The sequence below is a fragment of the Maribacter algae genome (assembly GCF_047345745.1).
Lineage (GTDB): Bacteria > Bacteroidota > Bacteroidia > Flavobacteriales > Flavobacteriaceae > Maribacter.
In genome coordinates, this window is record NZ_JBLFES010000003.1 from 74,374 (window position 1) to 100,722 (window position 26,349).

Annotated in this window: 21 protein-coding genes; 9 read left to right on the forward strand and 12 right to left on the reverse strand. The window is 39.2% G+C overall.

Annotation, left to right across the window (positions count from 1 at the left end; translation table 11 throughout):
* Window positions 1-8 precede the first annotated feature (8 nt).
* The 3 genes from ACKWBX_RS11995 to ACKWBX_RS12005 all read right to left on the reverse strand — a co-directional run bounded on the left by ACKWBX_RS11995 (window position 9) and on the right by ACKWBX_RS12005 (window position 3,595).
* Window positions 9-473 carry a MarR family winged helix-turn-helix transcriptional regulator gene (locus ACKWBX_RS11995; RefSeq protein WP_413968941.1) on the reverse strand — a complete coding sequence of 155 codons (465 nt, stop codon included), beginning with the start codon at window positions 471-473 and terminating at the stop codon, window positions 9-11.
* 153 nt (window positions 474-626) lie between these two features.
* Window positions 627-1,517, reverse strand: a complete 891-nt coding sequence (locus tag ACKWBX_RS12000; RefSeq protein WP_413968942.1) for a leucine-rich repeat domain-containing protein — start codon at window positions 1,515-1,517, stop codon at window positions 627-629.
* A 167-nt stretch (window positions 1,518-1,684) separates the two neighbouring features.
* On the reverse strand, window positions 1,685-3,595 hold the full coding sequence (locus tag ACKWBX_RS12005; protein ID WP_413968943.1) for an ABC-F family ATP-binding cassette domain-containing protein: 1,911 nt from the start codon (window positions 3,593-3,595) through the stop codon (window positions 1,685-1,687).
* Between the two features lie 98 nt (window positions 3,596-3,693).
* Here ACKWBX_RS12005 and ACKWBX_RS12010 point away from each other — a divergent pair, with 98 nt between their 5' ends.
* The gene (locus tag ACKWBX_RS12010) at window positions 3,694-4,083 is read left to right on the forward strand and encodes a DUF983 domain-containing protein (RefSeq protein ID WP_413968944.1); all 390 of its coding nucleotides are present in this window, start codon (window positions 3,694-3,696) and stop codon (window positions 4,081-4,083) included.
* Here ACKWBX_RS12010 and ACKWBX_RS12015 read toward each other — a convergent pair.
* The 7 genes from ACKWBX_RS12015 to topA form a co-directional block, all read right to left on the reverse strand.
* Window positions 4,080-5,192 (reverse strand): NAD(P)/FAD-dependent oxidoreductase, encoded by a 1,113-nt coding sequence (locus ACKWBX_RS12015; RefSeq protein ID WP_413968945.1) that lies wholly within the window; start codon window positions 5,190-5,192, stop codon window positions 4,080-4,082. The genes ACKWBX_RS12010 and ACKWBX_RS12015 overlap by 4 nt on opposite strands.
* Window positions 5,193-5,311: 119 nt before the next feature.
* Window positions 5,312-6,199 (reverse strand): type IX secretion system ring subunit PorN/GldN, encoded by an 888-nt coding sequence (gene porN / locus ACKWBX_RS12020; RefSeq protein ID WP_413968946.1) that lies wholly within the window; start codon window positions 6,197-6,199, stop codon window positions 5,312-5,314.
* A gap of 61 nt (window positions 6,200-6,260) precedes the next feature.
* Window positions 6,261-7,820, reverse strand: coding sequence for a type IX secretion system motor protein PorM/GldM (porM, locus tag ACKWBX_RS12025; protein ID WP_413968947.1), 1,560 nt, complete (start codon window positions 7,818-7,820; stop codon window positions 6,261-6,263).
* A gap of 53 nt (window positions 7,821-7,873) precedes the next feature.
* Window positions 7,874-8,527: a type IX secretion system motor protein PorL/GldL gene (gene porL, locus ACKWBX_RS12030; RefSeq protein ID WP_413968948.1), complete on the reverse strand. Its 654-nt coding sequence runs from the start codon at window positions 8,525-8,527 to the stop codon at window positions 7,874-7,876.
* Window positions 8,528-8,607: 80 nt separating this feature from the next.
* Window positions 8,608-9,972, reverse strand: coding sequence for a T9SS ring complex lipoprotein PorK/GldK (porK, locus tag ACKWBX_RS12035; protein ID WP_413968949.1), 1,365 nt, complete (start codon window positions 9,970-9,972; stop codon window positions 8,608-8,610).
* A 124-nt stretch (window positions 9,973-10,096) separates the two neighbouring features.
* Complete coding sequence (locus ACKWBX_RS12040; RefSeq protein WP_413968950.1) at window positions 10,097-11,254, reverse strand: formimidoylglutamase; 1,158 nt, start codon at window positions 11,252-11,254, stop codon at window positions 10,097-10,099.
* Between the two features lie 102 nt (window positions 11,255-11,356).
* Window positions 11,357-13,852: a type I DNA topoisomerase gene (gene topA / locus ACKWBX_RS12045; RefSeq protein WP_413968951.1), complete on the reverse strand. Its 2,496-nt coding sequence runs from the start codon at window positions 13,850-13,852 to the stop codon at window positions 11,357-11,359.
* Window positions 13,853-14,041: 189 nt separating this feature from the next.
* On the opposite strand from topA, the gene ACKWBX_RS12050 reads away from it, so the two are divergent.
* Complete coding sequence (locus ACKWBX_RS12050) at window positions 14,042-17,188, forward strand: WD40/YVTN/BNR-like repeat-containing protein (RefSeq protein ID WP_413968952.1); 3,147 nt, start codon at window positions 14,042-14,044, stop codon at window positions 17,186-17,188.
* A 74-nt stretch (window positions 17,189-17,262) separates the two neighbouring features.
* On the opposite strand, the gene ACKWBX_RS12055 is transcribed toward ACKWBX_RS12050, so the two are convergent.
* Both ACKWBX_RS12055 and ACKWBX_RS12060 read right to left on the reverse strand, forming a co-directional pair.
* Window positions 17,263-18,498 (reverse strand): LVIVD repeat-containing protein, encoded by a 1,236-nt coding sequence (locus ACKWBX_RS12055; protein WP_413968953.1) that lies wholly within the window; start codon window positions 18,496-18,498, stop codon window positions 17,263-17,265.
* 75 nt (window positions 18,499-18,573) lie between these two features.
* Window positions 18,574-19,314: a hypothetical protein gene (locus ACKWBX_RS12060; RefSeq protein WP_413968954.1), complete on the reverse strand. Its 741-nt coding sequence runs from the start codon at window positions 19,312-19,314 to the stop codon at window positions 18,574-18,576.
* Between the two features lie 133 nt (window positions 19,315-19,447).
* Between ACKWBX_RS12060 and miaB the strand changes: the two genes are divergently transcribed.
* The 7 genes from miaB (at window position 19,448) to groL (ending at window position 26,319) form a co-directional block, all read left to right on the forward strand.
* Window positions 19,448-20,887: a tRNA (N6-isopentenyl adenosine(37)-C2)-methylthiotransferase MiaB gene (gene miaB, locus ACKWBX_RS12065; protein WP_413968955.1), complete on the forward strand. Its 1,440-nt coding sequence runs from the start codon at window positions 19,448-19,450 to the stop codon at window positions 20,885-20,887.
* Between the two features lie 121 nt (window positions 20,888-21,008).
* Window positions 21,009-22,280, forward strand: a complete 1,272-nt coding sequence (locus tag ACKWBX_RS12070; RefSeq protein WP_413968956.1) for a sigma-54 interaction domain-containing protein — start codon at window positions 21,009-21,011, stop codon at window positions 22,278-22,280.
* Window positions 22,281-22,355: 75 nt separating this feature from the next.
* Window positions 22,356-22,832 (forward strand): LptE family protein, encoded by a 477-nt coding sequence (locus tag ACKWBX_RS12075; RefSeq protein ID WP_413969439.1) that lies wholly within the window; start codon window positions 22,356-22,358, stop codon window positions 22,830-22,832.
* A 114-nt stretch (window positions 22,833-22,946) separates the two neighbouring features.
* The gene (locus ACKWBX_RS12080) at window positions 22,947-23,813 is read left to right on the forward strand and encodes a hypothetical protein (RefSeq protein WP_413968957.1); all 867 of its coding nucleotides are present in this window, start codon (window positions 22,947-22,949) and stop codon (window positions 23,811-23,813) included.
* A gap of 5 nt (window positions 23,814-23,818) precedes the next feature.
* Window positions 23,819-24,181: a preprotein translocase subunit SecG gene (secG, locus tag ACKWBX_RS12085; RefSeq protein WP_413968958.1), complete on the forward strand. Its 363-nt coding sequence runs from the start codon at window positions 23,819-23,821 to the stop codon at window positions 24,179-24,181.
* Window positions 24,182-24,323: 142 nt separating this feature from the next.
* Complete coding sequence (locus tag ACKWBX_RS12090) at window positions 24,324-24,602, forward strand: co-chaperone GroES (protein ID WP_413968959.1); 279 nt, start codon at window positions 24,324-24,326, stop codon at window positions 24,600-24,602.
* Between the two features lie 82 nt (window positions 24,603-24,684).
* Window positions 24,685-26,319, forward strand: coding sequence for a chaperonin GroEL (groL, locus tag ACKWBX_RS12095; RefSeq protein ID WP_413968960.1), 1,635 nt, complete (start codon window positions 24,685-24,687; stop codon window positions 26,317-26,319).
* The last annotated feature ends 30 nt before the right edge of the window (window positions 26,320-26,349 follow it).

Genomic DNA, 26,349 nt, shown 5'->3' on the forward strand with positions numbered 1-26,349 from the left:
TTGGTTAGCTATTTGTTCGTTGTTTCTAACTTAAAGTTTTGTTGGATTTTTTTTAGGAGTTGAATCATTAACAATTTATCGTTCTGATCAATATCGCTTTCCATCACATCTATAATATTTTGAATGATCGGTCTTGTTTTTTGGAATATTTCCTTTCCGTTGGGCGTTATAAAAACCTCATTGTTCCTTTTATCATCCTCGCTTTGAAGTCTTTTGACATAGCCCTTTGTTTCCATTTTGGAAAGAAGTCTTGCTAGGGAAGATTTATCCCTGTACGTAAGCGTGGCAAGTTCATTTTGGTTGATGCCATCTTGCTCATACAGATTTTTAAGAATAAGCATTTGTTCTTTGGTCAAATCAATTCCTGCGGCATCAAAAGCCTCCTGAAAGCAGTTATCCACTATTTTTACGGTCCTGCCGAGCCAAGGCCCTATAGAGCTTTCAAAATCGATATCAAGTATCGTTGTTTTCACAGAGCGAAGCTACTAAAAATGCCATTAGTTGCATGTGCAACTAATGTTAAATAAATCATAAAATGTTTAATAATTTATAGATTATATTAAACAAAAAGAGATGCATTTCTGCATCTCTTTTTTCACCAAACTAACTAAAAGTGTAAACTACTCTTATTTGTCAATATCTTCTATGCTGTCCTCAAATTTGGTATCGGCCATTCTAACTTTTCTATCAATATCAAAATCCTTGAATTCTATGTCCCTATCATTCTTATCGTAATCAAATACTAAGAATGCTCTAGTTTCCAATAACTCTAAATTTTTAAAAGAGTTAAAATCGTTGTTCTGTATTTGAAAAATTTCCAAGCTGGCCAATTGTTCAAATTCTCTAGGAATCTCACCATTTAAACTATTGTTGGCCAAAACCAATTCTTTTAAATTTTTAAGGTTTCCCATTTCTACAGGTATGGCCCCTTCTAACGTATTCTCAAAAAGACCGAGTGTTTCCAGGGCTGTAAGCTCCCCTAGGGAATCGGGAATATTGCCTTTTAATGCATTACTGGAAAGATTCAATATCCTTAATGTTTTGATATTTCCAATGCTGTTCGGGATAGAACCGCTCAGAAAATTATTAAAGGCAGAAAGTTCTTCCAATTGCTTTAAATTTCCGATTTCTTGTGGAATTTCCCCTTTTAATCTATTCATTTCCAATTTCAGTACTCTTAGCCTAGCAAGGTTTGAAATTTCTTTAGGAAGTTCTCCCGTAATCGAATTAAAAGCTAAATTCAACACGGTAAGATATTTTAGGTTGGCAATATCAACAGGCAATTGCCCCATTAAATTATTCCTGAAAAGATTTACCTCAACAACTTTATCATCTATAACTTTGACACCATGCCATTGAGAAACCGGAGCATTTAAATCCCACTTCTTCACCCAATGGTTCCCGTTAGTGCTGTTATACAGCCCCATTAATGCTTTCTTTTCTTCTAAAGAAACCTCTGCCAAACAAGCGCTGGAGAAAAATGCCGAAAGGATTAAAAAAAGATAAAGATTCTTCATTGGTTATGGTTTTTATGAAACTTGTTTCTAAAATTATATTGTTAGGAATTATCCTACAAATTTCAATCAATAACGCTTAAAAATCAAAATTTATCGTTCAATGACCTTCATTTGTTGTGAAAGTCTACATAAGTGTTGTGAAAATGCAAAAACTGTAGGTGAAAGAACTATCCCATCATTTCTATTTCTAGCGTAAGGACTTCCCACTTCTCCATATATTCTTCCAATTTCTTCTTTTTGGATTGATATGTATCAAAGAAATTAGGCCGTGCAATGGTTTTATCATAATCCATCAAAAGCTCATGGTCTATGCTCTTAATCTCTTTTTCAAGGTCGGAAATCTTACTTTCAAGAGAACTTAATTGATTTTTTAAACTTTTAACTTTTTTCTGTTCTTCAAAAGAAGTGTTCTTTTTAGAAGTTTCTTCTTGTTTAATAGTTGTTTGTTTTTTTTCTATCGCTCTAAAATTTTCAGCCTTTCGCTGTTCCAAGTAAAAATCTACATCTCCCAAATACTCTTTTATCTTTTGATTTTTGAATTCGTATACCTTATTGGTGAGGCCTTGCAGAAAATCCCTATCGTGCGAAACCAATATCAAGGTCCCTTCAAAATTATCCAATGCCTGTTTTAAAACATTTTTTGATTTGATGTCCAAGTGGTTTGTAGGCTCATCCATCACCAAAACATTAAAAGGTTGTAATAACATTTTTGCCAACGCCAAACGGTTGCGTTCCCCACCGGACAAAACTTTTACATATTTTTCCACTTCATCTCCACGGAACAAGAACGAACCTAAAATATCCCTAACCTTACTTCTGTTAGATTCATTGGCCGCATCTATCATGGTATCTAAAACGGTCTTGCTGCCATCCAAATACTCCGCTTGGTTTTGGGCAAAATAGCCTATCTGCACATTATGGCCCAATTTTAAGTGTCCGTCAAATTCCAATTCCCCTATAATAATTTTGGCCAAGGTGGACTTTCCCTGACCATTTTGCCCCACAAAAGCAGTTTTGCTATCCCGTTCTATTAAAAGATCAATATCCTTTAGCACTTGATTGTCACCATACCGTTTTCCCAGTTTTTCAATTTCCACGACCACTTTTCCCGGCGTTACGGAAACCGGAAATCTAAGGTTCATAACACTGTTGTCATCCTCGTCTACCTCAATCCGCTCCATCTTGTCCAATTTCTTGATTAGCGACTGCGCCATAGAAGCTTTGGTAGATTTTGCCCGAAACTTTTCAATAAGCCGTTCCGCCTGTTGAATTTCTTTCTCCTGGTTTTTCTGCGCGTTCAGTTGTTGCTGTTTTATTTCATGACGCAGCACCAAATATTTGGAATACGGCTTATTGTAATCATAAATTCGGCCTAAAGAAATTTCAATAGTCCTATTGGTTACGTTGTCCAAAAACATCTTATCGTGCGAAACGATAACAACCGCTCCCGTGTAACTGTTCAAAAATTGCTCGAACCAAATGATGGATTCAATATCCAAATGGTTGGTAGGTTCATCCAAAAGCAATACATCGTTATTCTGCAATAACAACTTGGCCAATTCTATACGCATACGCCAACCTCCAGAAAAAGTTTCGGTTTTTTTGTCAAAATCCTCGCGTTTAAAACCCAGTCCTTGAAGGATTTTTTCCGTTTCCCCTTGATAATTATACCCTCCCAATATTTCATAATGGTGGGTTGCGTCGTTTAAATCGATGATAAGTTGGTTGTAAGAGTCGCTTTCATAATCGGTTCGTTCGGCCAACTGATGATTGATGTCATCCAATTTGGCTTCCAACTCTTTAATTTCCGTAAACGCCTGATAACTTTCTTCCAAAACGGACCGTCCCTGTTCAAAATCTATGTCCTGCCTCAAGAAACCTATTTTAATATCCTTCTCAATAGCAATAGTGCCGGAATCCAAAGGCATATCCTTGGCCAACAATTTTAAGAGCGTAGACTTGCCTGCACCATTCTTTCCCACTAGCCCAATACGGTTTCCGGCATTTAACCGAAACGATATTTCCTCAAATAAAAACTCTCCCCCAAAAGCGACAGAAAGGTTATGGATGTTCAGCATACTTATAATTCGATTACGTTATCTTAAAATCAGCTTTTAATATTGTTTTGATGACCCGAAAAAAGGTGTAATCCTTACTTTTGTTAAAAGCTTTGCAAATGTTAAAAAAAGGCACCAAACTCTACAGTATTTTAACAGGAAGTTGCCCCAAATGTCATCAAGAGAGTATGTACGTGAATAAAAACCCGTACAAACCTGGGCATCTTTTTAAAATGAACGAAAGGTGTGGCCATTGTGACACCAAATATAAAATTGAACCTTCTTTCTTTTATGGAGCCATGTACGTAAGTTATGCTGTAGGTATCGCCTTTGCCGTAGCGGCGTTTGTCATTGCAAGATTATTGTTCGGGGCCTCGTTAATAATTACTTTTATTGCCATAGTGGCAACTATGGTCCTTTTTATGCCGGTTATTATAAGGTTGTCCAGAAACATTTGGATCAATTTATTTTTCAAATACGAACCTGAAAGTAAAGCACTGGGCAATTAACCCTTGTACAGCTTTTTAAACCTGTCGATATTGATTTCTTCGTTCAAAGATATCTGGTTCTCAATTTGATCATAAAGCAATCCTGAAGCCCATGGCGCTATCATAATCCCATGCGAACCGAAACCATTCAAAACCCAAAGATTAGCATATTTAGGGTGTTGCCCTAGCAAAGGTCTTCTATCCCGTACCGTAGGTCGTACCCCAGCAACTTGACTTATAATTTCATAGTCGCAAGTTATTAGGTCTTCTAATTGATTCACCAACTGTTGCCGTGCCGCTACAGTTGGCGTATTGGTTTTATCATCTCTATTGTAATTGGCCCCTGCTTTGTACAGGTCATCTCCCAAAGGGATTAAGAAGATAGCTGATTTTACGGCCTTACTTTCCTGCAACTCTTTAGATTTTACAATCACATATTCCCCTTTTGAACCCTGCATGGGCAAATAGTTGAAATATGGATTTTGTTTGAGTCCGAAACCTTCTGCAAATACAATATGCTTGGCTTTTAGCCCATCATATATGACATAGTCTTTGAAGATTTCCAATGTATCATATTGAAAAGAGCTATTTCTAAAAACCTGCTGCTCCATGAGCCAATCTTGATATGCGTCCATTAAGAGCTGTGTATCCAATCTACCGGTTAGTAACACTTCTCCATAACCCAAGGATGCATTTATAGCCTTATTTTTATTTGGCACCAGTTCCGTTGATAAATAGGAGGAGAGATTGGGTTTGTCCGAAGCTTCAAACCATAAGTTTTGTTCTTCTATGGATGTAAATCTTCGTAAAACGGGTAGCTCAAAATTAAAATTCACCCCTAGCCGATTCTCCAATTTGGGATAAAATTTATTCGCGATCTCCAACTGTTCGGTCGCTTTCCATGATAGCGTAAACCGTTTTAAGATTACCGGATTATATAGTCCCCCAGCTACACGAGACGAAGTCTGGGAGCCATCATTAAAAACCACAAAAGTCTTATTGTTCTTCCGTAACGTTTCACAAAAGGAAACCCCGGCCAATCCTAGACCAACAACAATATAATCCAACATACCACAAAGGTACATAGCCGTATGGATTCTGAAGAAACTATAGCATACAAAAAACCACATCTAAAAAGATGTGGTTTTATTATTTTGAATTGGAATGCAAAAAATATTCTTGATTGTTTATACAGATTCCGATGCATATCGGAGTAATTCGAATTACCAAATTAAAATTTGGGTTCTCATTAGTAAGCCCACATGTCTTGTTCCCTATCTCTGATAGTTTCTTTGATACGCTTGGCTTCCAATAACTGAAATAAGGCATTATCGGATATATAATCATCGATCTTACGATCTCCGTGTACATTATCTTCCTTGAAAATAACGGCATTGAACCTACGCGAATTTAGCAACATATCAAATGATATGGGCTGCGCCGAGTTACGCTGGTTAAATACTTTGGCTTCGTGCAATATTTCACGGGCATCTGGGTACCATACCCAGAAAAGGTCGACCATATCAGGATTTTCATCATCAATAAAGTTAACATCCGGTACTCTAGGAGCAATCCCTAGCAATCTGTATTTTAATTCACCTAAACGCTTGTCAAAATACCAGATTCCTTTGATAAGATATTGTTCAATATCCGCGGCCGTAATGCTTCTACGAGTAATATACTCTTCCGAAACCTGCTCCCCGGCGTTCAACTGCTCATATCCAAAATCCAATGTATCCGTCTTTTGTAACGAAGCGGTCAAATCATCAAATTTTCTTTTTTCAGTAAAATAAGAATCTGCATAGACTTCCAATTTACCGTTCTTAATATTTTTGAGAAGCACATGATACAAAGACCTTCTATCAGAACCAATATCCAACGTATCCGTTGGGTAGTACAGAGGAAAGTTTACACGCTCGTCCAAATCTATAGTTTCCCATAGTGTTTTGGACCAAAGGATATCCCTATCATCCGTGTAACCATATTCCAAATACGTGTCGTTGTCCACAGCTTTTTGAGCTTCGGTCCTGACCCCTATTTCTTCAGGTTTTTTTGCGTTCAGGATATTTGCCTGAGCCATCATTGAGGCTGGCAGCAAGGCTACCGCTCCCATTATAAAAACATTTTTCCAATTCATGTTTGTTTCACTTTAAAATTAACCGGGCAGCTTACACTACCCGGTATCATTTAGAACTTTATTAATTCGTAATCTCTATAACTACTGGAGATACTTTTTTCAACTTGTAACTCTTGTTGTTTGTAATGTATGCGTTGATATCGAATATCTGAACCACATCACCTCTTTTGGCACGCTTTAGAGCACCTTTTGCTCTTCCGTCCAATTTGCTTCCTCTAACGCTAACCGTAGGCTGACCAGGAACCTTGAATTTAAATCCACTAACTTTAAGATTCAAATCAAAATCAAAGTCTTCCAACATAGCTCCAACCGTAGCAATCTCAACATTTCTACGTGGTAATTTAATACTACCGGTTTGCTTGCTCAAAGAACCTGAAGGTCTAGGAATATCCTTAATTCTAAATTCAGATCTTGAAGAGATAGGCTGACCGTCTGGCAACGTACCAGAAGCAGTAATCGTAACCGTTCTACCTTTTCCTGGGTTCATTACATACTTGCTACCACTGACCGCTCTAAGTCCAGGAGCAGATGCTCTTACTTTATTGTTAGGAATACCCGGTATAGAAATGGACATTGGGTTAGCAACACCACGGTATACCACATTCATTTTATCTGCAGCAATCAATGCAGCATTAGGTTTTGAAATGGTGGCAAAAGTATTTTTCACCGGTACTTCAATTTCCTCACCGTCTTGCATAAAGAACAAGTTACCTGCAACCTCATGGTCACCAGCTCCACCTGAACTTATTAACATTTTTACACCACCAGCTTCTAACTTGTAGTCTTTACCTTCGGTCAATTTTCTACCGTCCAAAGTCAATTCTGCCCTTACCGGTGTAGACGTAGCATCAGTTTTACTGATGATAATCTTACCATCGTACTTTTCACCTGCATAGTAAGCGGACTTACTGGCAAAAAGTGATGTGGCAAAATTCTTTAGAGATACTTGGCTGGTCAACTCACCTTCTAACATTGATTTCAAAGCGGCCTCTTCGGTAGCTTTTACATCTGCCTGTAAGGCTGTTAATTTTGCCAAAGAAGCTACCAAAGGATACCCTTCATAATGATAGTTGATCCAATCTTGCTTGGTACCATCTCTCTTTTCTACCTTACCGTTCTCATCTCCTGTTTGGAAACGATCGATAACTGATTGTTTAAGGTCCTTAGGAACTATCGCAGCTACTTGATCGCGGTAACTTGTCAGATTGCTCATAAACCTTTTACCTTCTTCGGATAAATTATCTCCTTGGAAAAGTGTTTGGTCCAAATAGTCAGAGTTATCCATACGAGCATAATCCTTAGGGTCTTCAATACCTTCCATCATACCCTTTTTAAGGCCTTCAAGGTAATCAAAATACTCTTGTGACTTTGCTTTTATGCTCTGTGCATCCTTATACAGCTTGTCATACTTTGCAGCATCTTCGGAAGCCTTGGTTCCAAGACTTTCCAAAAAGGCATTGTTACTAGCCGTTGTTTTATCGTTAGAAGTCTCTAGCTTTTCATTCATTATGCCGAATGCCGCTAGCACCTCTTTACTCATGTTTAACGCCAACATTGCGATGAAAATCAAATACATTAGATTTACCATCTTTTGACGTGGTGATTGTTTTCCTCCTGCCATGGTTTTTTAAATTAGATTTTAATTAATAATTTGGGTTTGGTTAAAAATCCAATTTAGTTTTTACTCATTGCAGATAACATACCACCGTAAACACCGTTCAATGAAGAAAGGTTGGTAGATAATGATGCCATTTGTTCTTTAAGAGCACTTGCATTTTGAACAACTTCTTCATTAACCGAAGCTTGCTTGCTAGCACTTTCCAATTGTACTTTGTAAAGACTGTTCAAAGATTCCATCTGAGCGGCAGCTTGTACCATTTCATCAGAATACTTTCTAGTAGATTCCATAGCGTCTACCGTAGGAGCAATTCCTTTAGCAGCACCTTCAAAGTTCTTAATGCTAGTACCTAAGCTCTCCATAAGGTTGGCATCTACACCAGCCTCTTTTAATAAATCGTCTAATTTCTTGGATAATGATGTCTCCGCTTCCTTAATATCGGCAGCTTGGTTCTTCTTACCAGGGGCAGTAGCTCCACCAGCTAATTCTGGATATACCAAAGACCAATCATACTCGTCCTCTACCGGCTCAAATGCACTAATGGCAAAAATAAGCGCTTCTGTGATAAGACCCACTGCTAACAATAGACCCCCTGTAAGCGGACCAAATTCCCAGTGTAAGATTTTGAACAATGCACCAATAATTACTACAGATGCTCCTAGGCCGTAGGCCATGTTAAATAATTTTTTTGTTGATTTTGACTGTGCCATGATTTAATTTAATTTAAGGTTTAATAAATAAAAGATTTGGTTTAAAATTGATTAAAAATATATTTAAATGTGTATTTATGCTATTGTGTTGAGTCTTCCTCGCCCATATAATCCTGAACCGTTCTAAAACCGATGTAACTACGAGCGGAATCCGCATATTCATAATCTCGTGTACTTACTTGTAAAAAGTATGCTACATCTTTCCAAGACCCTCCTCTTATTACTTTTCTAGTATTGGATTGGCCTCCACCGTTCGGATTCATAGTAGACACATAATCGTAAGCACTAGGATCATAACTAGAGTTGGTCCATTCCGCAACATTACCTGCCATATTGTATAGATTGAAATCGTTTGGTTCATAAGACTTAGCTTCCACTGTATATAATGCTGCATCCGCTGCATAATCTCCACGTTGTGGTTTGAAGTTTGCCATGAAACAACCCGTATCACTGATTACGTAAGGACCACCCCAAGGATAGGTTCCTCCTTCAATGCCTCCTCTGGCAGCATATTCCCATTCAGCTTCCGTAGGAAGTCTAAACCTATTCACAAATTGTTTTCCTTTACTCTTTTGATCGTCATTTTTAAATTTAGTTCTCCAATTACAAAATGCCCTAGCCTGCTCCCATGATATACCTACTACTGGATAATCACTGTAGGCATCATGCCAGAAATAGTCATTGTGCATTGGTTCATTATAGGAATATGCAAAATCCTTGATCCATACCGTAGTATCCGGATAAATTTCCAATTCTTCCGTACGGATAAAATCCTTACGACTTCCCCTACCGTTCTTACCTGCTTTGGCAGCAGCTTCAATATCCATCCACCTATAGGTATATTTAAGTTTAGTAACGTCTATTGTTCGCTGACCGTTATAAGATTCCTCTTCCGGAATATAAATAGAATCCATGATTTCAGTATAGTACTCATCCGGGTACTCGGAAGTATCCCAAATTAAATTTTCATCTCTATTTAATCCCCTGCCTTCATATCCTGTCTCGCCCATTCCGGCGTAATTGTCCAGCATATATTTGTCGTACTCGGACAATTTGGTTGTATCGGCATCTTTAAAAGCAAAATCTCCAATACCACCTTCTTCGGGACCTATTCCTAATTCATCGGCCAAAATGGCCAATTTTGTTCTTACGATAGAATCCTTTACCCATTCTACAAATTGACGATATTCACTATTAGTGATTTCCGTGTCATCCATATAAAATGAACGTACTGTAACGGTTTTCGTAGGAGCGTTTAAAACCTTGGCTTGATCTTCTTCACTTTTACCCATGATAAAGGCACCTCTCGGGATAAGTTCCATTCCGTAAGGTTTCTCCGGATACCATTTCTTTCCTTGGGCTCCGACTAGCTCTCCTTTTGTTTTTGAACCACAACTTGATAGTAAAAAAACAAACGCTATAGATGATAACAATAGCTTCTTCATACTTTAGGTTAAATTTTCGATTTTGGTTATAAACTGCAAATACGATTGTTTATTCTAACTTCTAAAACTACGATTTGATTAAATTATTGTATCGTAGTTCGTTATTACGTTAAAAAAATTATGACTAATTAAAACTCTTTTTATAAGCTTTAAACCACCGCTCAGGAATATTTTGGTTACACGCGTCCAAATAGTCCTGCTCTGTGCAAGGTAATAACGCAGGTGTATCCAGTTTAGTATGTGAAGAAAAAATAGATGGGACTTCTGTCCACCATCTTTGGGTCAATAAACTTTTATAAAAAACCAACTCTTCCGTATCCGTAGGCACGGTATACTTAGTAAAATCATCAGTCTTGGAATAAGGCGTTTCTGCTACCCTATAATTAACTCCTTCTATGAAGTACCAAATAATTTGCGCCAATAATTGTTGGGATTGCACATTATTTTCCATTTCGAACAAGCCAAAAACGGAAACCTTATCACTTATACCCGCGTATCTGGCGATAGCACAAATTTCCCTACCTGTAAATCCGTTAGGAGAAAAGTTTGCGGAGGTTGCTATCTCACTAGCTTTTATGGCCCTAACATCTAGGCTCACTATATTGGCATTTCGCAACACCGGTTCGGCCAAAGATAAATCGTTGGCAATTTCACCTAGGCGATATGCATCAAAAAACAAGCGTTCCATAAGGTCCACTTCTTCTTGAGCATTGAAATAGCCTTGATATCCTATATTGGAAAAGTTGAAAAGATTGTTGGGTTTATCGGTAATAATTTTGCTCATATAGGAATGGGAAGAGATCAGCTCGTCATCCATTCCAAAATCAAAACGACTGTCTATGGCTACCAAGTTGATCATATCCTTGATACCATCAAATGCCCTATACACCGGATAGGTAATATCTTGAGTAGCACCAATTATTATGGGAATAATATTCTCTTCCAACAATGCCGCCGTAATCTCTTTGACTACAAAATAGGTGTCATCTACACTATCCCCCTCTTCCAAATCGCCTAAGTCTACCACTGTACTGTTCCAGTTACCGAACATTAGTTTGTAGAGTTGTATCCGTATACCGGAAACATCCAGCTTTTCAAGTTTCTTCTCAAAGGCATTTCGGGATTCCCGCACCCCAAATAGTGCAACAGTGGCATTCGCAATAACGGGAAGACCATCTTTAGCTGTATGTATATAAGTGTTTTTTCCAATAGCCTGTGCAGGTAAAAATTCACAGTGGGCCAGCACTTTATCTTCCACCGGGACTAAAAAATCAAAAGCCATTGAATCAATTGTTAGTTATACAATTATTCGAAGATAAAATCAAAAAGTGAAACTGTGACCAATTGAAAAATTTATTTTTCAAAAGAAAAATCGAAATATAAGTTACTTTTTGGTTTTTGCTTTCGGTTTGGCCTTTGCCTTTTTCTTTGGTGTTTTTTTGTCTATTAATTTTTGGGCTTCTTCCAAAGACATTTTAGCAGCATCTACCGTCTTGGCCAACTCAACCTTCACTTTGCCTTTAATAATATTGTGGCGGCCCCAACGGGCTTTTTCAATACGGATACCTTCCTCTTCCCAATTTTGGACGACCTTATCTATTTCTTTTTGCTTCTTGACTTCAATGAGCTCTTCAATATCCGCTTGGGAAAGGTTATCAAAGTCATACTTTTTATTGACATTGATGAACATCCCGTTCCACTTTATAAAAGGACCAAAACGCCCTACCCCTTTTTGTACGTCCTTCCCTTCGTACTGCGCTATAGGTGCTTCTGCTTTTTCTTTTGCAACAATCAATTCCTGCGCTCGTTCCATCGTAATTTCCATAGGGTCATCATGTTGCTCCATAGAAATGAACTTCTTTCCAAATTTCACATAAGGACCATATCTGCCCACATTTGCTTCAACCTCCTCACCTTTATAAACGCCCAACTTTCTAGGTAGTTTAAAAAGATCCATTGCCTCCTCATAGGTAATGGTATTCAAAGATTGGTCTGGCATTAAACTGGCAAAAGAAGGTTTTTCCTCATCATCAACGGTCCCGATCTGGACCATAGGGCCAAATCTGCCCAAACGTACGGATACCTGTTTTCCCGTTTTTGGGTCTTTCCCCAAAATCCGTTCCCCACTGGCGCGGTCCGCATTTTCTTCAACATCTTTTACATTGGGCTCAAAATCCTTGTAAAAGTTTTTCATCATTTTTTTCCAATCCTCTTCACCGCTTGCAATTTCATCAAAATCTTCTTCTACCTGGGCCGTAAAGTTATAATCCAAGATATTGGAGAAATTGCTTACCAGAAAATCGGTAACAATCATTCCGATATCCGTTGGTACCATTTTCCCTTTTTCTGACCCAACCATTTCGGACAGGCTTTTTTCTTTTATCTGACCTGCTTCCAATACCAACTGCGTGTACTTTCTTTCCGTACCCTCAACCGTTCCTTTCTCAACATATCCCCTATTTAAAATGGTGGATATGGTAGGTGCGTAGGTAGAGGGCCTTCCAATACCCAACTCCTCCAATTTTTTAACCAGTGAAGCTTCCGTGAAACGATATGGCGGACGCGAAAAGCGCTCCGTAGCCGAAATGAAATTATTGATGAGCTTCTCCCCTTCTTTCATAGCAGGCAACATTCCCTCTTGCTCTTCGACAATGTCCTCATCGTCCTGACCCTCCATATATACCTTAAGGAAACCATCAAATTTGATAACCTCACCGTTTGCCGTAAACTCTTCGGCGTGTTTATTCGCTTTTATTTTAACATTGGTCCGTTCCAACTGCGCGTCGCTCATTTGGGAAGCTACCGTTCGTTTCCAGATGAGGTCATACAATTTGGACTGATCCCTTTCCAATGAAGGGGATTGGTTGCCCATATCCGTAGGCCTAACCGCTTCGTGGGCCTCTTGCGCTCCTTTGGATTTCCCTGTAAAGCTCCTGACCTTACTGTATTTTTCGCCATAATTTTTTATAATGGCATCTTTGGCAGAATTGATGGCCTCATCGGAAAGGTTTACACTGTCCGTTCTCATATAGGTAATCAAACCTGCTTCGTATAAACGTTGTGCCACCTGCATGGTACGCCCAACGGAAAAGTAGAGTTTTCTTGATGCTTCCTGTTGTAAGGTCGATGTCGTGAAAGGTGCCGAAGGAGATTTTTTTGCAGGCTTCTTATCCAGTTTGCTTACTGAAAAATCAGCAGCTATATTACTTTCCAAAAATGCTTCCGCTTCGGCTTGCGTATTAAAAGTTTTTCCCAATTTGGCCGAAAACACACTTCCACTGGCCGTTTTGAATTCTGCAACTATTTTGAACGAGGCTACAGGAGTGAACGCTTCAATATCCCTTTCCCGCTCAACGATCAATCGAACGGCAACGGATTGAACACGGCCCGCCGAAAGGCCCGGTTTGATTTTTTTCCAAAGTACGGGCGATAATTGATACCCCACCAACCTATCCAAAACACGGCGCGCTTGCTGTGCATTGACCAAGTTGTAATTGATTTCCCTTGGATTTTCTATCGCTTTTTGAATGGCCGACTTTGTAACCGAATTAAAAACAATACGTTTGGTCTTTTTTTGCTCTAGACCCAACTCTTCTGCCAAGTGCCAGGAAATAGCCTCTCCCTCACGGTCCTCATCACTCGCCAACCAAATGGTTTCCGCTTTATCTGCTAAATCCTTCAGTTTCTTGACCAGTGCTTTTTTATCCTTGTCAACTATATATTTGGGTTCAAAATCATTCTCCACATCAACCCCTAACTCTTTGGAAGGTAGATCAGCAATGTGTCCAAAACTGGACTCCACTTTAAAATCCTTCCCTAAAAACTTTTCTATAGTTTTTGCTTTCGCAGGAGACTCAACAATTACCAAATTCTTAGCCATGCAATGTATTTTATGAGCCACAAAAGTAGTCGAATTTTTTAATTTGATGGTATACCTTAAGTATTGGACACCCAACATTGCTTTTGTTACTAACTCGTTTTCTAAACAAATAGCCTATAAAAATATAGCTCTTGATACGGGAAAAGTTTAGAATATTGTTACTTTTAGAATTCACTTCACTAGAGTCCAATGAAAAAAATTTCCAACTACCTCATTTTGCTTATGCTTATACTTTCCAATCAGGATCTAAGCGCACAACGCAAGAAAAAAACCGATCAAAATACCGTGACCTATCAGGAATCACTCTACAACGGTATGGAATGGCGCTTAGTAGGTCCTTTTAGAGGCGGTAGGGCAGGTACTGTAACAGGTGTTGCCAACAATCCCAATCTCTATTACATGGGCACTGCCGGTGGGGGTGTATGGAAAACTACAGACGCAGGTAGTACATGGACCTGCATTTCAGATGGCTATTTTGGCGGATCTATAGGCGCAGTTGCGGTATCGGAATCTGACCCTAATGTAATCTACGTTGGTGAAGGCGAACAGACGCTCAGAGGCAACGTATCTTCTGGGAATGGTATATGGAAAAGCTTAGATGCAGGTAAAACATGGAAGTTCATTGGGCTTGAGGGGTCAGAGCACATTTCCCGTATCAGAATACACCCAACGAATCCAGATGTAGTTTATGTAGCCGCAATAGGAAATCTATGGAAACCAAATGAGAATAGAGGAGTGTTCCGTTCAAAAGATGCAGGAGAGCATTGGGAAAAAATCTTGTATGAAAGTGATAAGGCAGGAGCAGGAGATTTAATTATGGATCCTAACAACCCAAGAATCCTCTATGCAACAACTTGGGAGATGAAACGAAACGGATATCGCATGGACAGTGGAGGACCTGGCAGCAAATTATACAAGAGTACGGATAGTGGGGATAATTGGTCGGATATTTCCAATTATCAAGGATTACCTGAAGGGCCTTGGGGAATAGTTGGCATTACAGTCTCCCCATTAGATTCAAATAGGGTCTGGGCATTGATAGAGGCTGAAGATGGCGGTCTTTTTAGGTCGGATGATGCCGGAAAGACCTGGAAAAAAATCAATGAAAACAGAGCGCTTCGCCAAAGAGCATGGTACTACAGCAGAATTTATGCAGATACTCAAAATATTGACAAAATTTATGTCATGAACGTAAGCTATGGCGTATCTACAGATGGTGGAAAAACGTTCACTTTAAAAAATGCCCCGCATGGAGACCATCACGACTTATGGATCGACCCCAACAATAATAACCGTATGGTTATTGCAGATGATGGCGGTGCGCAAGTATCCAACGATGGCGGAAATAATTGGACAACCTATTATAACCAACCCACAGCACAATTTTATAGGGTAGTAACCGACGATGCATTTCCTTATCGTATCTATGGTGCCCAACAGGACAATAGTGCTATTCGTATTTTTAATAGAACCGCAGGGTCGTTTATTGGAGAGCGCGACTGGGAACCTACATCTGGCGGAGAAAGTGCCCATTTGGCACCTGATCCCGAAAATAATGACATTGTTTATGGAGGAACCTATAAAGGATATATGATGCGTAAAGACCACGCGGTAGAGCAAACTCGTTCAATTAATATATGGCCCGATAATCCTGCCGGTTCCGGAGCGGAAGTCATGAAATATCGTTTTAATTGGAATTTCCCGGTTAAATTCAGTATCCATGACAAGAACAGACTTTATGCTGGATCTAACTTTTTACATGTGACCGAAAATGAAGGGCAAACCTGGAAAACCATTTCCCCGGATTTGACCAGGGGGCTACCAGAAACAATTAAGTCTTCGGGTGGACCTATAACCCAAGATAACACAGGAGCGGAATTCTATTCAAATATTTTCGCAATCAACGAATCTCCCCAAGAAGAGGGGGTCATTTGGGTGGGTAGCGATGATGGGTTACTACATCTTGCGCGTGACAACGGTACTACCTGGGAAAATATTACCCCACCTTTGAGTATGAGCCCAAAACTGAACATGATCAACTGTATAGACCCTAGTCCGTTTAAAAAAGGAACGGCATATGTTGCCGCTACTGCATATAAATTTGGCGACTATACCCCTTATTTGTATAAAACTACGGATTATGGAAAAACATGGAAAGTCATTACCAAGGGAATAAAAAGTAATCATTACACCAGGGCCATACGTTCGGACAAAGTCCGGGAAGGCCTTTTGTATGCCGGTACGGAATGGGGCATGTATGTCTCATTTGACGATGGGGACAGTTGGTCTCCATTTCAATTAAACTTGCCCATAACTTCTATACGAGATCTTCATGTTCGGGATAATGATTTGATTGCCGCTACGCATGGCAGAAGTTTTTGGATGATAGATGACCTAACACCATTGCACCAGCTTTCATCGACCATGTACAAAAATGAATTTCACCTGTACAAACCTGATACCGCATACAGAATACAACAATCTCAAGGAAGGGGAGAACCAAATACCAAGTTAGTAGGTCAAAATCATCCTAATGGTGCTATCATAAATTATTATATAAAAAACAGTAAAGAGACAGACACCTTAAGTATAGCGATTTTAGACTCAAACAACGTATTGATACAACGTTTTTCCAATGTTGCCGAAGAAAACAAGTTGAACCCTGAAGCAACAAAACCTTTGAAATTTAAAGCTGGAGGAAATCGGCTCATTTGGGATATGAGGTATCCCGGTTACAAAACATTTGAGGGAATGGTTTTTTATTCCTCGCCCAATGTGGGTCCAAAAGCTGTGCCTGGTGATTATAAGGTAAAATTGATTTATAATGGAAAAGAAACCGAAGAAACATTCACAATCATAAAAGATCCTCGGCTGCCCAATACTAAAGAGGATTACCAAAAACAGTTTGATTTTCTGATAAAAGTTAGAGACCAAGTAAGTAGGGCCAATAATGCCATTATATCTATCAGAACCGTAAAAAAAGATTTGGACTATTTAAAGAAAAAAATAAAAAATAAAGAAGAATTACAACAGAACATAATGGATTTTGAATCAAAATTGGATGTGATAGAGAACAACATCCATATGACAAAAAACCAAAGCCGCCAAGATCCATTAAATTATGGCATTCGCATCAACAATCGTTTGGCTTTCCTAATGGCAGATTCGCAAAGAGGGGATTACCCTCCCACAGACCAATCGTTGGAATTCTTTTCTGAGATAACCGAGGAACTCGATACTGAAATCAATGCGCTGAACAAACTGATGGAGGAATACGTTGATAAAATCAACAATCAAGTTTCTGAAAATGAAGTCAAAATGATTTCCTTGAAATAATTCTAAGAAAAAAATATGATTATAATGAAAACGCCCCTTAAAAAGGGGCGTTTTCATTATAATTTTGTTCACATCTAATTCAATTCCAGCCTGCTGATAAGATTTATATTATTGTTCCGATACCTATATTGATAGAGTATACCATCTCCCACCATTAACAAATTATCCTCTGTAGGGATAACATCAAAAGTCACGATATTCTTAAAATGGTTCAATCTCCTTAATTTCTTGATGTTGGATTTGTCATAGACCTTGAGCCCTGAAGTCCCATCACAAACAAAAAGTTTTTCATCCTTTATTCCCAATCCATAAGGTTCATCCATACTGTAGGTCTTTTCTAACCTGGGTGTAGTAATATCGGAGATGTCAATAATGAACAACCCACTTTCCGTTGCTCCACAACCATTGCCTCCTCGCAAGGTTACATAGGCATAATTATCATCTACCACAACAGGGTCGCAAGCTGTACCATGTTGAAATTCAGACACGAAAGTTGGTGTCGCCGGGGAAGAAATATCGTAGATATACATCCCTCGCATACTTCCCAAAAATAAATGTTGCCCCCTGTTAAAGATTGTTTCTATATCAAACCCGGCATAAACATCGTCCAAATCTACCGGGTCTCCTAAATTGGAAATATCAAAAACATTGATATTATGACTGTCCACAGCATATAGATAGTCATCCACTATTTTGAAACGAGCCAAAGAGCCACCTTGACCCACGGAAGCATCGGCGGTATTGGCAAATTCAGCAAAGCCCCAGCCTCTGCCCCGTTCCTCGAACTCGGATTTCAACCTACGTTCAGTAACCGTTTCCCAACCTACCAAAATTTCTGTGGAATAATCAATATCCTCATATTCCACAAAATCCGCTTCCAAAGGCCATATTACATTATCCCTAAGTACGTTTTCTAATCGGTTTATAGTTTTAATATTTTGAATATCGGATATATCCAATACAATTAGGTCCATTAAACTATCTGCATACAGGTAATCATTTTTAACGGATATGTCAACATTCCCAACAATTTTTATAAACCCAATTTTCTTGGGAATTTTTGGATTTGCGTTATCAATGATATGAATACCCCTGTACTTATCGTTTACAAAGATATAATCCTCGTAAGCATATATTTTACCGGATTCATTAATAGGCATTGGCGCAATAATATCAACTTCACTTTTAAATTCTGCCAAACTGACTTTTAGAGGTCGGGCAATTTGATAATTCCCGTAGAGATCATCATCTTTTTTATCACAGGAAAGAACAATCCCTGAGAGTATGATCAGAAGAAATAATTTTTTCATAGCAAATACATTTATTGGTTTGTTTACCCTTTAGATGCATTTTTACGAAAAAGTTGCGCCAAACATTAAACAAAATCACAAATTATTTATATCTGTATCTGAAAAACCCACACCATCTTTATAAATGAAATAGGTTGGGATTTTAGCGAGCATCGCTGTAAAGAGAACACCAACAAAGCATAGGATAACACCTAGTTCCGCTATGAAGCCCATTACGATAAGAAGCCCAAAAATGACCAGCCAATTTTTGTTTCCCAATGCAAAACTGGATTTAACCATTTCCATAGCTGAAAGTTCTTCGTTAAATGCCAAGAAAACTGGAAAGAGTGACATGGGCACTACCAAATAAATGATTCCGATTCCACACGCCAATGCTCCCAAGATGCTCAGTCCGATCATGATCAGGGAAAGGGTTAAAATCTTACCCAAACGCCCATCTTTGAAATAATAGAAATAATCATCATTAGCGATCAAGCCCATATCCTTTTGTTTGCAAATTCTAAAAAATGCTGCTTGGAGCGCTAAATTAAAAGTCATAATGCCAATCATTACGATAGGAAACAATACAACCATACTGATAATAACGATGGCAGGAGGGTCCTCACTCCGCAACATTTCCGGATCCGTAATACCTGCTGCTATCAGCGGTATGTAAATCATTACATAAAATGGTATTATCGTTACCAAGGTCAATAGCAAAGTGATAAAGCCTTGCACCCATACCTTTTGGAACAAATCTATGGACCTGCTAAAAATAGAACCAAACTCCAAAGATGGCTTCTGTTTAATAACGTGATTGAGTTCGTCTAAATTCATGATAACTGTTTAAAAGGTTACTTGCATAGTTTAAAGCTTAAAATTACTATAAAATAAACTGCCAACTTGTCACGATTTTGAATATAATACTATCTTTGTAGCCCATTATTTTATTGGGTGATGGAGGATGCTCATGGAAAAAACAATTGACAAAAAAATTCAAGGGACCGCTTTACAGCTAGAAAACACTACAAAAAATAAACGCAATCTTTATATAGAGAGTTACGGTTGCGCCATGAATTTTTCAGATAGTGAGATCGTAGCGTCCATTTTAGCCAATGAAGGTTTTAATACCACTCAAAATTTGGCAGAGGCTGATCTGGTTTTGGTGAACACCTGTTCTATCCGTGAAAAAGCGGAATTGACCGTGCGCAAGCGTTTGGAAAAGTTCAATGCCGTGAAAAAAGACAGGCCCCATATGAAAGTGGGTGTGCTCGGCTGCATGGCAGAACGGCTTAAAAGCAAATTGTTGGAAGAGGAAAAAATTGTGGACATGGTCGTAGGGCCGGACGCCTACAAAGATTTGCCCAACCTAATTCAGGAGGTAGACCAGGGAAGGGACGCGGTAAATGTAATCCTCTCCAAGGAAGAGACCTATGGTGATATTTCCCCTGTTCGCTTAAATACAAACGGGATAACCGCTTTTGTTTCAATCACGCGAGGCTGTGACAACATGTGCACTTTCTGCGTAGTGCCTTTTACAAGAGGCAGGGAGCGCAGTAGGGACCCACAATCCATTTTAGCCGAAGTTAATGAACTTTGGAGCAAAGGGTTTAAGGAGATTACACTCCTTGGACAAAATGTGGATAGCTATTTATGGTATGGCGGTGGATTAAAGAAGGATTTTGTCAAGGCTACCGAAATGCAAAAAGCGACTGCCGTTGGTTTTTCACAATTATTGGAAATGGTTGCCGTGGCACAACCTAAAATGCGAATTCGGTTTTCAACTTCCAACCCGCAAGATATGACCTTGGATGTCATTAGAACGATGGCGAAACACGACAATATCTGCAATCATATTCACCTGCCCGTACAAAGTGGAAGCAATCGTATTCTTAAAGAAATGAACCGTCTGCACACAATCGAAGAATATTTTGAATTGATAGATAATATTCGGGAAATCCTTCCTGATTGTTCCATCTCCCAAGACATGATTGCCGGTTTTCCCACAGAAACGGAAGAAGACCATAAAGCCACTTTAGCGGCCTTGGAACGCGTCGTATATGATTTTGGCTATATGTACTTATACTCCGAACGGCCCGGAACCATGGCGGAGCGAAAGTTGAAAGACGATGTGCCTGAAGAAACCAAACAAAGAAGGCTGTCCGAAATCGTTGCACTGCAGCGGGAACACTGTAAAATCCGTACGGAAAGGCATCTAGGAAAAATACAGGAAGTACTCATTGAGAAAACATCGAAAAAATCCGAAGCGCAATGGATGGGAAGAAACGCTCAAAATACGGTAGTCGTTTTTCCAAAAGAGAATTATAAAGTGGGCGATTTTGTCAACGTAAGAATAAAAGATTGTACTTCTGCAACACTCATCGGAGAAGCAGTGGGTATAGCCCCATAGTCAAAAAGTAGAAACTTAGGTTTCAATCGAGGAAAAATAATAGAAAAAATGAAAAATAATTTGTTCAACTATTCTGGAGCATACAGAAGATTAAACTCCCCCTTGGGGGGCTAGGGGGCCTATGGAAAGCGTACAAAGTATAAAACAACGTTTTGAGATTATTGGCCAAGACCCCAAACTCAATAGGGCGCTGGAAAAGGCCATACAGGTAGCACCAACCGATATTTCGGTCTTGGTTACCGGGGAGAGCGGCGTAGGGAAAGAATCCATTCCTAAAATCATACATTCCCTGTCGCACAGAAAACATGCAAAATACATTGCAGTAAATTGTGGCGCCATTCCGGAAGGCACGATAGACAGTGAACTTTTTGGGCATGAAAAGGGAGCTTTTACCGGAGCCACCCAGACCCGGAGCGGTTATTTTGAGGTAGCCGATGGGGGTACCATCTTTTTGGACGAAGTAGGTGAATTGCCGCTGACCACCCAAGTACGGCTTTTACGTGTTTTGGAGAATGGAGAGTTTTTGAAAGTAGGTTCCTCACAAGTTCAAAAAACGGACGTTAGAATCGTTGCGGCCACCAATGTAAATATGTTCGAGGCGATTAAAAAAGAAAAGTTCAGGGAAGATCTATACTATCGTTTGAGTACGGTAGAAATCAACATTCCACCATTGCGGGAACGACAGAACGATATTCATCTGCTGTTCCGAAAATTTGCATCGGATTTTGGTCAGAAATACAAAATGCCCACCATTCGTTTGGATGATAACGCGGTACAGGTGTTATTGAAATATAGATGGCCCGGAAATATCCGCCAACTTCGGAACATCGCCGAACAAATTTCTGTCTTGGAAGAAACACGCATTATTTCCGCCATGACCTTAAATGGCTATTTGCCCAGTAATTCCAGCAGTAACCTTCCCGCTGTGGTAAATCAGACCAAAGCGGAGAGCGACTTTAGCAATGAACGGGAAATTCTCTATAAGGTACTTTTTGACATGAAGGGCGATTTAAACGACCTTAAAAAGTTGACCATGGAGCTTTTAAAGAACAATGATTCCCAAAAAGTCCAGGAGGAAAACGAAAATCTTATCCGCAAAATTTATGGGGATGAGGACGAGGAGATAGAAACGCAGGAAGCTTCGTCCTTGGAAGTACTGCAACTTCCGGAACCTGCTTTGGAAAAATCTTATGCCGGTGCTGCGGTGCAAGAGGACAAATATCATTTTGCGGAAGAAATACAGGAAGAGGAAACCCTATCTTTACAGGAAAAGGAAATAGAACTGATAAAAAAATCCTTGGAACGTAACAGAGGAAAAAGAAAAGCCGCTGCAGCGGAATTAGGGATTTCAGAACGCACCTTATACCGTAAAATAAAACAATACGACTTATAATTTACCCAATTGAAATAAAGAAGAACGGCTTTGAATACCTTAAAAAAAATATTGATTTTTTTGTTGCCCATCCTAATGTTCAATGGCTGCGGCGTATATAATTTTACAGGTGGAAACGTAGGTACGGCAACCACCTTTCAAGTCAATTATTTTCAGAACTATGCTACACAAAGCCCAGGGTCTACTTTTGAACCGGGTATGGATAGGGATTTTACATTGGCGTTACAGGATCGAATTTTAAATCAAACCAGTTTGGATTTGGTCAATAACGGCAATGCAGACCTATTATATGAAGGAGAGATTACGGAATATCGTATCTCGCCCATGTCGGCCACCGCACAACAAACTGCGGCCCAGAATAGATTATCCATTAGAGTGAAATGTAGATTCTATAATAGAACCAAGGAAGATGCAGATTTTGACCAAAGTTTCTCATTTTTCTTTGATTATGACGACAATGTGCAGTTATCCGCCATAAAAAGCGAAGCACATGAAGTCATTTTTGAACGGATAACACAAGATATTTTCAATGCTTCTTTAGCCGATTGGTAAAAGAAGTACAAATTAAAAGATTAGAAATACGAAATATATCTTAGAAGAAATATTTAAACCTGACGAAATAAGCGACTAATATTTTCACTCTTTTTTTGCTTGCTTGATATTAAAATGAAAGTGACCGACTTTACATATCTCCTACAACATCCGGACAAGGTCGTAGACCCTTTGCAAACAAAACAGTTGGAAGATATATTGGAAGAATACCCCTATTTTCAGGCAGCTCGTGCATTGCATTTAAAAGGATTAAAAAACCTCAACAGCTATAAGTATAACAAAGCATTAAAGACCACAGCGGCTTTCACTACCGATAGGGAGGTGCTTTTTGGTTTTATCACCTCAAAGGATTTTTTGAACTACAACGTTCCATCAACCCTGAAACCTCCCCAAGATTTAAAAGAAATTAAAGTTCCCGAACCGGAAAAACCCTTGATTGAAGAATCCGAGGACAAACCACTTCCGCAGGATACCAAGGATGCGGAACAAATTCTTGATCCGGAACTCTTCAAACAAAAAGAGGAAGAAAAGTTAGAACTGGGAAAACCGCTATCCTTTGACAAAAAAGAAAAATACTCCTTTACGGAATGGCTTCAACTAACTTCCCAAAAACCTATTGAACGTAGTTCTGAAAAATCAAAAGAAAGAACTGTAGCTGAAAGTACAAATGAGGAGTTATCGGTTGTTGAAAATAAATCGGCACAAAAGAAAAAGTTTGAACGTATCGATAAGTTTATTTCAGAAAATCCAAAGATTGTTCCTCAAAAAAATAATGCAACTACTATCGATGTTTCCACCTCTTCAAAATTGGACAAAAACGAGCTCATGACCGCGACTTTGGCAAGAGTATATTTAGAACAGAAAAAGTATAAAAAAGCCATACAGGCGTACAAAATATTAAGTTTGAAATATCCGGAAAAAAGTAGTTTCTTTGCAGACCGAATAAAATCGGTAGAAAAAATTCAACAAGAAAATAAGTAAATAAAATGAGTACGTTTTCAATATTCCTTGTACTGATTATCATCGTTTGTTTTTTACTCGTATTGGTAATCATGGTGCAAAACCCTAAAGGCGGTGGATTATCTTCTTCTTTTGGTGGCGGTGGAAATCAAGTTGTTGGTGGTGTTAAGAAAACAGGGGATTTTTTGGATAAGAGTACTTGGACTCTGGCAGGTCTTTTGGTACTGCTCATCTTGGCGTCCAACATAGCCTTAAAAGGTAATTTTGGTGAGGTGGATTCAAAATTATTACAGGGCGATGATATTGAAGATACGGTTCCGGAAGCACTCCCCGAGGAAGTTACCCCTCCAGCAAACACGGAAAGTACTCCCTTAGATAGTTTAAACTAGATTGAAACCAATTATACATAAAAATGCCAGCTTGTCATAAGCTGGCATTTTTAGTTTACAATATGTCAGTTTTTGTGCAATGGCATAATTTCTGCCAAATATAAGCTTGAAACTAAAAAATCAATATTAAAATTTAAATACTATGGCTAAAGTTAACATTAAACCATTGGCAGATAGAGTTCTTATAGAGCCTATGGCAGCAGAAACTAAAACCGCTTCTGGAATTTACATTCCGGACACTGCAAAAGAAAAACCACAAAAAGGAAAAGTAGTCGCTGTTGGACCTGGCACAAAGGACGAGGCTGTAACAGTAAAAGTCAATGATACGGTGCTATATGGTAAATATGCCGGAACGGAGCTTAAGCTAGAAGGCACGGATTATTTGATGATGCGCGAAAGTGACATCTTGGCAATCATCTAAATTATTTAAGCCACACTTGTGGCCCATCACACTAATTAATGAATAAGCAGCCAAAAATTATTGGCTAAAAATTAAAATTAAAATGGCAAAAGACATAAAATTTGATATCGATGCAAGAGATGGCCTCAAAAGAGGTGTTGATGCATTGGCTAATGCAGTAAAAGTAACGTTAGGACCTAAAGGAAGAAACGTAATCATCAGCAAATCTTTTGGTGCTCCCCAAGTAACCAAAGATGGTGTTACCGTTGCAAAGGAGATTGAACTAGAGAACGCTCTTGAAAATATGGGCGCACAGATGGTTAAGGAAGTTGCTTCCAAAACAAATGATTTAGCAGGTGATGGTACCACTACGGCCACCGTATTGGCACAATCTATCGTTAAAGAGGGATTAAAAAACGTTGCCGCTGGCGCAAATCCGATGGATTTAAAAAGAGGTATAGACAAGGCCGTTGAGGCAATTGTTGAAAATCTGGCAAAACAATCCAAAAAAGTAGGTGACTCTTCTGAGAAAATCAAGCAGGTCGCTTCAATATCGGCGAATAATGATGATACTATCGGTGACTTGATTGCACAAGCTTTTGGAAAAGTGGGCAAGGAGGGTGTTATTACCGTTGAGGAAGCAAAAGGTACAGATACGTATGTAGATGTTGTAGAAGGAATGCAGTTTGACAGAGGATACCTTTCTCCTTACTTCGTGACCGATTCCGAAAAGATGGTTACAGAACTGGAAAACCCATATATTCTTTTGTTCGATAAGAAAATATCTGCAATGAAAGATTTGCTTCCCGTACTGGAGCCTGTAGCACAATCAGGAAAGCCACTTTTGATTATTGCCGAGGATGTTGATGGGGAAGCATTGGCTACTTTGGTAGTAAACAAATTAAGAGGATCACTTAAAATTGCTGCTGTAAAAGCTCCTGGGTTTGGTGACCGTAGAAAAGCAATGCTAGAGGATATCGCCATTCTTACAAAAGGAACCGTTATTTCCGAAGAAAGAGGATTCTCCTTGGACAACACTACTATTGACATGTTGGGTACTTGCGAAAAAGTACAAATTGATAAAGACAACACAACTATCGTAAATGGTGGCGGTGTTGCGAAAGATATTAAGACCAGGGTAAACCAGATTAAATCTCAAATAGAGACTACTACCTCTGACTACGATAAAGAAAAACTTCAAGAGCGTTTGGCCAAATTGGCCGGCGGTGTTGCCGTTCTTTATGTAGGTGCTGCTTCCGAAGTAGAAATGAAAGAGAAAAAAGATCGTGTTGATGATGCCCTTCATGCCACCAGAGCTGCCGTTGAAGAAGGTATCGTAGCCGGTGGAGGTGTTGCCCTAGTTAGAGCCAAAACTGTTCTTTCAAAGGTTAGCACGGAAAACGAAGACGAAGCTACAGGTTTACAAATAGTTGCTAGGGCTATTGAGGCACCTATCAGAACTATTGTTGAGAATGCTGGTGGAGAAGGTTCCGTAGTAGTTGCAAAAATCCTAGAAGGAAAAGGGGATTACGGTTATGACGCTAAATCAGAAAAATATGTTGAAATGATGAAGGCCGGAATCATTGATCCTAAAAAAGTAACGAGAGTAGCCCTTGAAAATGCTGCTTCTGTTTCGGGGATGATTCTTACTACAGAATGTGCTTTGACCGACATTAAGGAAGATGCTCCTGCTATGCCTCCAATGGGCGGCGGTGGCGGAATGCCTGGCATGATGTAGTCCATAGCACGGACGGGCAAGTTTTTAAGC